This is a genomic window from Pedobacter psychrotolerans, assembly GCF_004340665.1.
Lineage (GTDB): Bacteria > Bacteroidota > Bacteroidia > Sphingobacteriales > Sphingobacteriaceae > Pedobacter > Pedobacter psychrotolerans.
This window is the reverse complement of sequence record NZ_SLWO01000003.1, coordinates 223,479-236,531: the sequence shown is the minus strand read 5'-3', so window position 1 is coordinate 236,531 and position 13,053 is coordinate 223,479. Positions and strand designations below refer to the sequence as shown.

Sequence of the window (13,053 nt, the reverse complement as noted above, 5' to 3'; positions counted from 1 at the left end):
CATACAATCTTCAAAATTTAAAAGTAATGTCAAAACAAGTAAAATATAACGTGGAAGCACGTGACGCCCTGAAACGTGGTGTTGATATCTTAGCGAATGCCGTAAAAGTAACTTTAGGTCCAAAAGGACGTAATGTAATCATTGATAAAAAATTCGGTTCTCCAGCAATCACTAAAGATGGTGTTACCGTTGCAAAAGAGATCGAATTGAAAGATGCGGTTGAAAACATGGGTGCACAAATGGTTAAAGAAGTTGCATCTAAAACAGCAGATATTGCTGGTGATGGAACAACTACTGCAACTGTATTGGCTCAGGCAATCATTACAACTGGTATTAAAAACGTTGCTGCTGGTGCAAATCCAATGGATTTAAAACGCGGTATTGATAAAGCTGTTGCGGCTGTTGTAGCTAACTTAAAAGAGCAATCTCAAACAGTTGGTGAAGACAATAACAAAATTAAACAAGTTGCATCTATCTCAGCTAATAATGATGAGGTTATCGGCTCTCTAATTGCTGAAGCAATGAGCAAAGTGGGTAAAGATGGTGTAATTACTGTTGAAGAAGCAAAAGGTACAGAAACTGAGGTAAAAACAGTTGAAGGTATGCAGTTTGACAGAGGTTATTTATCTCCATACTTCGTTACCAATGCAGATAAAATGGAAGCAGAATTAGAAAATCCTTACATTTTAATCTATGATAAGAAAATCAGCAACATGAAAGAATTGTTGCCAGTTTTGGAAAAAACTGTTCAGACTGGTAAACCATTGGTAATCATTTCTGAAGATTTAGATGGCGAAGCTTTAGCTACATTGGTAGTGAACAAAATTCGTGGTTCATTGAAAGTGGTTGCTGTTAAAGCTCCAGGTTTCGGCGACAGAAGAAAAGCAATGTTAGAAGACATCGCAATTTTAACTGGCGGTATCGTGGTATCAGAAGAAAGAGGTTATAAATTAGAAAATGCTGATTTAACTTATTTAGGTTCTGCTGAGAAAGTTGTTGTTGATAAAGACAATACAACTGTTATCAATGGTGCTGGTAATTCAGAAGATATTAAATCTCGTGTTAGCCAGATCAAATCTCAAATCGAAACAACTACTTCAGATTACGATAAAGAAAAATTACAAGAGCGTTTAGCTAAATTAGCTGGCGGTGTTGCTGTCCTTTACGTAGGTGCAGCTTCAGAAGTTGAGATGAAAGAGAAAAAAGACCGTGTTGATGATGCTTTACATGCTACACGTGCAGCGGTAGAAGAAGGTATTGTTGCGGGTGGTGGTGTTGCTTTCATCCGTGCAGTTGAAGCTTTAGCAGACCTTAAAGGTGTTAACGAAGATGAGAATACAGGTATTCAAATCATCCGTCGTGCGATTGAAGAGCCTTTACGTCAAATTTGCGAAAATGCAGGTATTGAAGGTTCTATCGTAGTTCAAAAAGTTAAAGAAGGTACAGCTGATTTCGGTTACAATGCACGTACTAATGTTTACGAAAACTTAATTGGTGCTGGTGTAATCGATCCAACTAAAGTAAGTCGTGTAGCCTTAGAAAATGCAGCATCTATTGCAGCCATGTTATTAACTACCGAAGTTGTTTTAGCAGACGAGCCTGAAGAAGGTGGTGCACCAATGCCGCCTATGGGTGGTGGTGGTATGGGTGGTATGATGTAATATCACTTATAGCGAAATCACTTCGTGTAAAATTATTCCCGGGCGCTTTATAGCGTCCGGGTTTTTTTATGTCTTATTTATCTGTAATAGTGCAGTTTATGCGGTATTTAAATTTATTCATTTTGTTCGTGTAGTGTAGAAAGTTGTAATTTTAAGGTAAAAAAATCGTACTTTACATTTGAATATTTGAAAAATGTCTACTCCATTGTGGATAGGTTATCAAGTAATGCGAATTGCCTGGTTTTTTTGAATAAACTTAATTAATCATTCCCCTACGTGTTGCGATTATGAAGACCTGTTTGAAACGGAAATGGACGATTTCTGCCCTATTTTTTGGGTTGTCTCTTATAACGTCAGTCTGTTTTTCCCAAGTCAATATTGGCACGATCAATACAGGGCCATATACACCCGGAAGTACCATAGCAGTTCCATTTAGCATTGCTAATGGTTGTACCGGACAGGGTAATACATTTCAACTTTACTTATCTGATCAAAATGGAGACTTTAGTGCTGAAAAATTGATGGGGACTTACACCGGCTTTTACAGTACTTATGTAAATGGGATCATCCCTACCACAGGAATTGTTCCAGGTGTGGGGTATAAGGTAAGGGTTAAAACGACACAACCTGTTTCTGTCAGCACTGCATCTGCAGCCTTTGAAATTAAAGCCGGACCATCGGTACAAGCTAAGTTAATTACCTCGTATCTTAATCCTTCAAATACTGAAACCTTCGGTACTTGTACAAGCAGGCCTAATAATTCATTTATTATTAGTAATGAATCTACTGCGACAGCAGCAGTTACTGCAGCCATTAAAAATGAATCAGCCGGAAGTACATCAACCCTAACTTTTTCTGCGCCTAACCAAAATTTCACTGCCGATCAGACCCACTATACCATTGTGGCTACAGCCACTATGCCTGATGGAACTATCGGAACTAAAGCCTATTTGCTGGTAAATAATAGAACCATCACTGCATTTGGTACTTCAGGCAATAATATCGTATGCTTGCCACTAGGGGCGTTGGAGTTCAATGTTGATTATACTTCTCCTGCAGGTATTCAGAACAACTTTCCGGGTAACCGTTACACCATTAGCTGGGGAGATGGAAGTCAGACGGCTTATACTTTATGCGACATTATCAATAGTTCAGGAAAAGTAACGCATCCGTATACCAGATCATCATGCGGAAGTAACTCTGTAACCAGCGCAGGAACCATATACAATGCATTCCCTGTTACCATAAATGTATCAAATGATTTTTGTGGTACCGTTGGAACCCCGGTTTCTTCATCAGCAAAAGTAGTGGTCAAACCAATGAACGCCTTTACTTTTCAAACACCATCGTGTACCAATACAGATGTTACTTTTTATAACACTTCAATTCTAGGAGAAAACCCGGATACCAATACGCCAGCATGTGCACCCAATAATGTTACCTACAACTGGTTTGTTGATGGGGTAATTGAACAAGCAAATAAGCCACGTTCATACAATCTTGTCACCAGATTTTTAACACATGGTGTGCATACTATTCGACTGGAGTCGAACAGTTCTGGTGCCTGTAATGCCGATCCTGTAGAAATGCAAATTTGTATTCAGGATCCTCCAAAACCTGAATTTTCACTGCCGCAGACCACCATTTGCGCAGGCGCTACGTTAACTGCTACTGATTTATCAGTGCTGGATAATATCTGTGAAGCAGCCAATACCTATTCATGGATTGTTTCTCCGGCTGTAACTTATGCGAATGGAACCAATGCATCAAGCAAAGAGCCTGCGTTTATATTTACAAATCCAGGTATTTACACCATCACTTTAAATATTTCTACCCCATCATGTGGTTTAGTATCATCAGCACCGCAAACCGTTATTGTTAATGAGTTACCAACAGCCTCACTTTCTCCTGATATTACCCTTTGTAACCTGGCCACATATGATTTTAATAATACCACCACTGGACCAACCCGAACACTAATTTCGGGAACTTATCAGGATCTGGCAGATACATATACCTGGACGGTTACACCTGCCGGATCTGGAACATACAGCTTCACCAATGGAACAACTGCAAACTCCAAATACCCTTCCATAAAATTTGATAGTTATGATGAGTACAATATTACCGTAACTCACAAGAATAACTGCGGAACAGTATCAAAAACACAAAAATTAACCTTTAGTACCGCACCGGTGATTAATGCAGGAGGAGATCAAAGTTTATGTTTTACGGGCACCAGTTTTAATCTGGCCGGAAGCATTACGGGTACGGTAAGCACCCAAACATGGGTAGGTGGAACAGGTGATTTTACACCTAGCCGAAATGACTTAAATGCAGTTTATACCCCAACGGCAGCAGAGAAAGCCAATGGCACAGTAAACCTGATCTTAAGAGCAACCACTACATTGGCACCGCCTTGTAACCAGATTGATGATGAAATCATATTAACCATAAAACCAGATATTAGTGTAACAAGTGCATCCAGGAAGTCAATCTGTACCGGAAAAAATGTTGATTATATCCCCACGGGATTAGTATCTGGAACAACATTTAACTGGACAGCTACTGGATCTGCTAATGTAACCGGAGTTACGCCATCCGGAACGGGCATGATCAATGATGTACTGGTGAATAATGATCCGGTTTCCAATGGAACGGTAACTTATACCATTACACCCCAAAAAGATGGTTGTGATGGCGTTCCATTTAACTTCATAGTTACTGTTACACCAAATCCTGATGTAGTTGCTACAGCTGCAAATCAAACCATTTGTAGTAGCACCTCATCTGCCATCACCTTAACTTCAGCATTAACCAATGTTAATTATACTTATACCAGCACAGCAACAGGTACCATTACAGGAAACAGCAATCGCACAGTTGCCACAGCAGCCAATCAGATTAATGATGTTTTAATCAATACAGGAACAACTTCTGGAACGGTAACCTATACCATTATTCCGGTTTCTGCTGGCGGTTGTACCGGAGCATCAACATCCATTACCATCACCGTTTTACCAAATGCCACTTTAGCCAGTGCCGGACCGGATGAATCCATTTGTAATGCTTCAACCTATACTTTAAAAGGGAATATTCCGGTGGTTGGATCAGGAAAATGGACAGTGGTTTCTGCGCCGACTCCCATTACTTTTGATGACGATACCAAAAACAACGCAGTGATATCTGATTTAGTTGCCGGTAACAGTTATACTTTACGGTGGACCATCAGTGATCAGACTTGTAGCAATAGCAGTGATGATGTAGTGATCAGGGTAAATCTCCCAAGTGTTGGCGGCACAACAGGTAATGATTTAACATTGTGTGCCGGAGCGAATAATGGCACTATAAATTTAACAGGGCAAGTTGGTGATATCTTAAGATGGGAAATGTCTATAGATAATGGCGTAACATGGGCAGGCTTAAGTTCAAGGGCAAACCCATATGTTTTTTCAAATCTTACGGTAACCTCTAAATTCAGGGCTATTGTTCAAAGTTTTCCTTGTTCGGAAGTTCAATCATCAGAAACCACTATTACCATTAATCCAGCTACTGTAGTTTCAAATGCAGGTGCAAATCAAAATTTATGTAGTGGCAATACCGTTGCCTTAAGCGGGAACAATCCAGCGCCCAATACTGGCTTATGGATTTTGGTTTCCGGGCAAAGTGATGTGATCATTTCAGACCCAACCTTATTTAATACCACTGTAACAGGATTAGTTCCTGGACAAACTTATCGATTTAGATGGACGATCAGTGGATTTCAATCTTGTCCGCCATCAGTATCTGAGATGACTGTTACCTATTTTTCACCTGTAACCAATAGTATTTCTACATCAGCCACACCTGTTTGCTTTGGTCAAAGTGCAACAATTACGGGCAGTGTGCCAACCGGAGGAAATGACACGTATAATTATCAATGGCAAAACAGTACTGATGGAATGGTATGGTCGAATATATCAAACGCAACAAATAAAGATTTAACATTAAATGTTACAGCCTCTGCTTTTTACCGGAGATTGGTTAATAGTAATATCTGTACATCAGAAAGCAATAGCGTTGAGGTTATTGTTTTACCTGCATTAACCAATAATACCATTACTGCAGATCAAACCATTTGTATAGGCGGTGCAGCAGCGCTGCTAACAGGTTCTGTACCGAGTGGCGGAAATGGAACTTATGCTTATCAGTGGCAAACCAGCTTAAATGGGACTACCTGGACAGATGTAGTAGGGGCAACTGACATCAATTTTACACCTCCAACCCCTACGGCAACCATTTATTACAGACGATCAGTAGCCAGCGGTTCTTGTTCGGCCATTATCAGTAATCAAATTAAAATTACGGTAAATCTACCAGCAAAGGCAGAATTTACTTATACCATAGATAAAGGCTGTGTTCCTTTTGAATTGAGCACAGCCAACATTAGGGCAGTCGCTTATCCAGATCGGAATGCCACTTATACCTGGTTTGCCAATAATGGGCAAATTGGTACAGGTATTAACTTCCCGGGTTACACCATCACGAGTGAAAATCAATCTGTGATCATTAAATTGGTTGTCACCAGTAGTTTGGGCTGTAATAGTGATGAGTTTTCTCACACTTTTTCAACCCAGCAAGATGTTACAGCAGCTTATACACAAAGTGTTGTAGAGGGATGTGGACCGCTTAATGTGCGGTTCACCAATACTTCAAATTCATTAACAGAGGCAACTTTTAAGTGGGATTTCGGTAACGGAACCACTTCTAACCTGGTTCAACCTGCTGATGTAGTTTATCCTGCAGATTTAACAGGAAGGGATATCACTTATACGGTAACTATGGAAGCCACCACACCTTGTGGCGTAAGCAGACAAACATCCACGGTGTTAGTGAAAGCAGCACCAATATCAGTCTTTTCTCCTGATAAAACAGCCGGATGTTCGCCTTTTACTGTTACATTCAGCAACACTTCTCCAGGAAATAACGGCACCTATACTTATGATTTTGGTGATGGAACAACACTTACAAAAACAGATAAGAGTAATGTTTCACACACCTATAATACCATAGCTGTGACAAGTTATGTGGTTAAAATGACGGCCACCAATGAATGTGGTACCAGTGAATCTTCTTATACCATCAATGTAGCGCCAAATGATATTACTGCAGAACTGGTGGTTAATAGTAGTCAGTTGCGTGGCTGTGCACCTTTAAAAGTAGATTTTTTCAATAATACCAAGGGTGCTAATACCTTTGTTTACGACTTTGGAGATGGGAGTACGGTGGTGAGAAATGTTGCTCCCGAAGTTGTTTCGCATACCTTTACAAAAGCTGGAAAATATAGGGTTACACTTTATGCGTCTAATGATTGCTCAAATGCATCAACTTTTGAAGAAATAGAAGTTTTAGCCCAACCCGAGCTCAGTTTTACTGCTGATAAAACCAGTGGATGCGATGGGCTAATTGTAAACTTTAAAAACACCAGTAAAAATGCCATTGGCTACCTTTGGGATTTTGGTGATGGAACAACATCAACAGCTTTTGAGCCTACCCACACCTTTAATGGGGCAGGCAAAAATTTTATCGTAAGCTTAACGGCCACCAATACGCTGGGCTGTACCAATACCATCACACTTAATTCGCCAATTAGTGTTGTGGCACCTCCTGTAGCCAATTTTACGGCCTCACCTGGTAATGAAATCTCTATACCGAATTATTCCTTTGGATTTAAAGATATCAGCACAGGATCTGTTAGCTGGGAATGGACATTTGGAGATGGCGCTGTTTCAACCCTGCAAAATCCAAATCATACTTATGGCAATGAAGGTACCTATACCGTTACCTTAAAAGTGCTTAATAAAGAAGGCTGTAGTTCCAATACCTTCCAAACGGTAAGGATTATAGGTGTACCCGGATATTTGAATGTGCCTAATTCTTTTATGCCCGCAAGTGCTAAAAACGAAATCCGTGTTTTTAAAGCAAAGGGTAGGGGGATTCAGGAATGGACAATGTCTGTCTTTAACAAATGGGGGCAACTTTTATGGGAGAGCTCAAAACTGGATGATGGTGCACCTTTAGAAGGATGGGATGGAACTTATCAGGGAAAAGAACAGCCACAGGGTGTTTATTACTGGAAGATAGCGGTTAAATTTACAAATGGTAGTGAATGGAAAGGGATGACATATGATTCATCACCTCCAAGAAAAACGGGTGTAATATATTTAATAAGATAATGATGAGCAGGATGATATTATGGGTAATGGTGTGGGCACTGCCACAAATTTTAATGGGACAAGATCACATTTACTCGCAATTTTACAATGCACCAATATACTTAAATCCGGCACTTACCGGACAGTTTGAGGGCGATATCAGGTTAAATGCACTTTACAGGAACCAATGGACGGGTCTGGCCAGCGATTTTTCATATATGAGCGCATCGGCAGACTTAAACTTGCCTCAGATTAATAGTGGTGTTGGACTTATTTTTAACAGGAGTAGTGAAGGAACAGCCTATCTGGTTAAAAATAATGTAGCCGCTAGTTATTCCTATATTATTGGTGGTGATGACTTTACGCTTTCATTTGGTTTACAGGCAGGTGTTACCAATCAAAGATTAAACTGGGATAAACTGGTTTTTGGCGATCAGATTGATATCAATTCAGGTTATATCCCTGGAAGTATTTCTGGTGCAGAAAGACCCGCTATTGATAGCCGCTTTTATCTTGATGCCAATGCAGGTACCAATTTGGTTTATGGTAAGTTCATGGTGGGCGTGGCTGCGCACCATTTAAATCGGCCAGATGAATCATTGTCCGGTTTTCAGGCAAAATTACCCATGCGCATTTCTGCCAATTTAAGTTATAAACTCAGCCTCATTCCTGATCAGTATGATCGCGATGGAAGCTACCTGATCCCGTCAGTGGTGGTCTATAGACAAGGCAACGTAAACTCTTTCAGCATAGGTACACAATACAAATATGCTGGCATAAATGCTGGTATCTGGTATCGGAATGATGGTAATGCAAATGGAAACGATGCGATTGTTTTTTCAGTCATCTTTGATATTTTTAACAGGAGAACCAATGGCGAAAAGTTTAGGTTAGGAATTAGTCATGATGCAACCACTTCAAAAATCAATTACTCCAATACCGGTGGAACATCTGAAATAGGCGTGGGGTATGAAAAATATTTTCCAAATAGTTCCAGCGGTGGGCGGGCTAATGGTTTAAGATGTTATGATTTTTACTAATTTGCTGATCTAATTTACAGCAATGAATGAAATTTTAGATAATAGTCATTTTATCACACAAAGTGAGATTAATAAATTTCTGCTCGCAACATTGCTTTGCGGTTTAATTGGCGCCGAGAGAGAATATAGAAGCAAGTCGGCAGGTTTAAAAACCATGATGATGATTGGTTTGGGCGCTGCATTATTTACGATTCTATCCATTAAAATTGGGCCTGCCAGTCAGGATCGGATTGCATCCAATATTGTAACAGGCATCGGTTTTTTAGGTGCAGGCGTAATTTTTAAGGAAGAAAACAGGGTTAAAGGTTTAACAACTGCCTGTATCATCTGGATCGTTGCCGCGATTGGGATGGCGGTTGGTTCTGGGTATTACGAGCAGGCCATCGGTGTTACGGGTGTAGTCCTTTTGGCCTTAATTATTTTTCCTTTTGTGGAAGAAATAGGTGACCGCCGTTTCACGAAGAGGGTCTATCGCATTGTGAAAAAACAGCATGATCATGGCGATTTGGAAAGTTATGAGGAGGTTTTTCGGGAAAATAAACTAAAGCCACAGCGAGGCAAACACCAATTGGCTAATAACATCATCACCGGAAACTGGACGGCGACCGGTACACCTCAAAACCACCAGAAGTTTGTAGAGCAGATGTTGAAGGATAAGGAAATTTTGGAGTTTGATTATTAGGTTGTCGGATTTTGCTTTAATGAATCAAAAAATGTTTCCTTCTGTCTAAGCAAAGCAACTTTTTTTTCTTCTACAACTATGGTATTAGATAAGCGATCATGCCAAGGATTACAAGGCGTTCCGAATGCACTGAAAGCATTAAAGGGAATAGCCCTGATTATATTTCTAGTAAATGCCTGACCAAAATTCATATCAGTTCCGTCTAAATTAATGGCTTTTGTTCCTGTAATGAGTTTTCCAATAGATTTACCATTAGAAATACCTTCAATAATCGACATAGAGATGCCATAAAGTATTAGTGAAATTAATCGACCCATTAAGCCATCAAAAACATTGAGTAAGCTTGGAGATAGAATTCCAATCACGAAGCCCAGACCAAACATGATCATATAAAAAAAAATCATGTCAATGATGTAGTTAGTTAGTCTTAAGCCTGATGTAGCACGACAGTACTCAAAATCTACTTCTTCGTAGTTTGTATTAAAATTCATTATAGAGCATTATTAAATTTAAAGTAAGGTAAAAAATAATCACGGCTTAAAAAACTTATTGATCTTAATTTCAATAAAACAATCATAGCTTTGTATAACTAACTTTTTTCATGATAAAAGAGCAAATCTCCGTTTTCGATATTTTTAAAATAGGCATTGGTCCCTCAAGCTCACATACACTTGGGCCATGGCGTGCTGCGCAACAATTTACAGCATCGCTAAACCAACAAGGTCTAATCGATCGAGTGGAGACGATTAAAATATTACTTTATGGATCTTTGGCTAAAACAGGTAAGGGCCATGGAACGGATGTAGCAATCTTACTTGGATTATCAGGTGCTGACCCAGTTACTTTTGATGTGGATGCAGTTACACCAACATTTGAAGCCATTCAAAAAGAGAGAAAGCTTAAGCTTGCCGGAGATTTAGAAATAGATTTCGATTATGAAAATGATCTGCTTTTTCTTTTTGCCGAAAGTCTTCCTTTTCATCCCAATGCAGTTACCTTTCAGGCATTTTTATCAAATGGTAAGGCTTTTTCCGAGACTTATTACTCTATTGGTGGAGGCTTTGTTGTTAAAGAAGGGGAAGATAATAGCCAGAAACCACAGGTTGATTTACCTTTCCCTGTAGAGAAAGCGAAAGAACTTTTACACTGGTGTTTATCTACAGGATTGAAAGTAAGTGAAATTGTGCTGGAAAATGAACTTGCCTGGCGACCTGAGGCGGAAACCAAAATGCGGATTCTTCAGCACTTTGCTGTAATGAGGGATTGCATTTACCGGGGTTGCCATACCACTGGATTTTTACCCGGCGGTTTAAATGTTGCCAGAAGGGCTTTCCCGCTAAATAAGCGACTAATGGCTAAAAGCGAATACCAGGATTATACCTCTTGGGTAGAAGCGATTAGAAAGGGTGGAAACGGCTTTAATTATATTTTAGATTGGGTAAGTTGCTTTGCACTGGCCGTAAATGAAGAAAATGCTTCTTTCGGGCGTGTGGTAACCGCACCCACAAATGGTGCTGCGGGTGTAATTCCTGCTGTGCTTCAATATTTTATAACCTTTTGCGATGGTTATGAGGAAGATAAAATCATTCAGTTTATTGCCTGTGCTTCAGAGGTTGGAAGTATCTTTAAAAAAGGAGCAACCATTTCAGCAGCTATGGGTGGCTGTCAGGCAGAAATTGGTGTGTCGTCTGCAATGGCTGCTGCGGCACTCACCGAATGTTTAGGTGGCTCTCAGCGCCAGGTTCTAATGGCCGCAGAAATAGCTATGGAGCATCATTTAGGCCTAACCTGCGATCCAATTGGAGGATTAGTTCAAATTCCATGTATTGAAAGAAACACTATGGGCGCTATCAAAGCAATTACCGCTAGTCAGCTGGCTTTGCAAAGCAATCCTGATAAGGCGAAAGTTAGTCTGGACGCCGTGGTAAACACCATGTGGGAAACCGCTTTAGATATGAATGCGAAGTATAAAGAAACTTCTGATGGAGGTTTAGCAACTAACATTCCAATCAGCTTGCCAGAGTGTTAGTTTAGAGTCAGGAGTCTCTAGTCCGAAGTCTTTAGTCGGATTCCGGAGACGGTGATTGGAAGACCAGTCTCAGTCGGTTACTATCTACCTCACAAAAAACGCCAATAGAATTTCTATCGGCGTTTAATCTTGTTTAAGTTTGCGTATCAGGCTTAGGTTTCTTTTTGTGCCACACCTTTTTCTTTGCATTGTTATTTCTGGCGTGTTGTGGCTTTTTCTCCTCTACATGCGTAATTTCCATTGAGTCAATATGCTCTGGGAGGGGCATTCTTGGAACTGCTTTTTCAATCAGTTTTTCAATGTTATCAAATTTGCGTTTATCCCGGCCATTTACCAGCGTTATTGCGGTTCCCTTAGTTGCTGCTCTGGCTGTTCTACCGATTCTATGCACATAATCCGCCGGATCACCGGGTACATCATAATTGATCACTAAATCTACACCTTCCACATCTATTCCACGAGACAAAACATCTGTGCCTATGATGATGGGAAGTCTTCTGTTTTTAAAGGCTAGTAAAATGTCTTCACGCTCTTTCTGACCTAAATCTGAGTGAAACGCATCTGCCTTAATACCTAAGCTTTTAAATGTTTTATATAAGGCTTTAACCTTTTCTTTGGTGGATGCAAAAATAATGGCACTCTTATATTTTCCATCTTTGAAGAGGTCAGTTAATAAAGCCTGCTTTTGCTGATCGTGAATATTGTAGGCCTGCTGGTCAATTCCCTCTGCCGGCTTTGCAATAGAAATGGTAATTTGCTGAGGTTCATTCAGAATACTTCCGGCCATTTTCCTGATCTTAGGTGCCATGGTGGCTGAAAATAAAAGGGTTTGTCTTTTCTTCGGCAGGTAACTTACAATGCGCATGATATCATCATAAAAACCCATATCTAACATTCGATCTGCTTCATCCAATATTAAATGCTGCAAATGTTCAAGTTTTAAAACGCCAGATGATAAATGAGCCATTAAACGACCAGGAGTTGCAATAATAATATCTACACCATCCACCATAGAACGCTTTTGTTGTTCGTATGCAATACCATCGCCACCACCATATACGGCTAGTGAGCTAATATTGGTGAAGTAAGCTAAAGCCTCAACCTGCAAATCAATCTGTTGTGCAAGCTCACGGGTAGGGGCTAAAATTAGGGTATTGTTATGTCTGTTAGCAGCACGGCTAATTTTATCCATCACTGGTAATAAATAACTAGCTGTTTTTCCGGTTCCGGTTTGGGCACAGGCAATCAGATCATGATTATCTAAAATTACCGGAATGGCTTGCTCTTGTATTGGTGTGGCGCTTTTATACCCCATCGCCATCAGACCCTCGTATAAATCAGGGCCAAAGTTAAAATCGTTAAAGTTCAATCTGTTGTATTTATTTCTTTTAGCAAAAGTACCTCAAATTAAGGCGAATAGCAAACCAGATTTAAATATCAGATAGAT

General features: G+C 40.0%; 7 protein-coding genes. 5 read left to right on the top strand and 2 right to left on the bottom strand.

The features are described from left to right. The first annotated feature begins 26 nt into the window (after positions 1 to 26). From groL to EV200_RS08385, 4 genes are all read left to right on the top strand, one after another. Positions 27 to 1,661: a chaperonin GroEL gene (gene groL / locus EV200_RS08400; RefSeq protein ID WP_132531076.1), complete on the top strand. Its 1,635-nt coding sequence runs from the start codon at positions 27 to 29 to the stop codon at positions 1,659 to 1,661. Positions 1,662 to 1,948: 287 nt separating this feature from the next. Beyond that, positions 1,949 to 7,876: a PKD domain-containing protein gene (locus EV200_RS08395; RefSeq protein WP_132531074.1), complete on the top strand. Its 5,928-nt coding sequence runs from the start codon at positions 1,949 to 1,951 to the stop codon at positions 7,874 to 7,876. A 2-nt stretch (positions 7,877 to 7,878) separates the two neighbouring features. Next, positions 7,879 to 8,895, top strand: a complete 1,017-nt coding sequence (locus EV200_RS08390; RefSeq protein WP_244312979.1) for a PorP/SprF family type IX secretion system membrane protein — start codon at positions 7,879 to 7,881, stop codon at positions 8,893 to 8,895. Between the two features lie 22 nt (positions 8,896 to 8,917). Then, a complete protein-coding gene (locus EV200_RS08385) occupies positions 8,918 to 9,577 on the top strand; it encodes an MgtC/SapB family protein (protein ID WP_132531070.1) in 660 nt (219 codons plus the stop codon). On the opposite strand, the gene EV200_RS08380 is transcribed toward EV200_RS08385, so the two are convergent. Beyond that, positions 9,574 to 10,068, bottom strand: coding sequence for an RDD family protein (locus EV200_RS08380; protein WP_132531068.1), 495 nt, complete (start codon positions 10,066 to 10,068; stop codon positions 9,574 to 9,576). The two genes, EV200_RS08385 and EV200_RS08380, sit on opposite strands and share 4 nt — an antisense overlap. A 110-nt stretch (positions 10,069 to 10,178) precedes the next feature. Between EV200_RS08380 and EV200_RS08375 the strand changes: the two genes are divergently transcribed. Next, positions 10,179 to 11,606, top strand: a complete 1,428-nt coding sequence (locus EV200_RS08375) for an L-serine ammonia-lyase (RefSeq protein ID WP_132531066.1) — start codon at positions 10,179 to 10,181, stop codon at positions 11,604 to 11,606. A 133-nt stretch (positions 11,607 to 11,739) separates the two neighbouring features. Here EV200_RS08375 and EV200_RS08370 read toward each other — a convergent pair whose 3' ends face one another. Beyond that, positions 11,740 to 12,975: a DEAD/DEAH box helicase gene (locus tag EV200_RS08370; protein WP_188754112.1), complete on the bottom strand. Its 1,236-nt coding sequence runs from the start codon at positions 12,973 to 12,975 to the stop codon at positions 11,740 to 11,742. Positions 12,976 to 13,053: the final 78 nt, after the last annotated feature.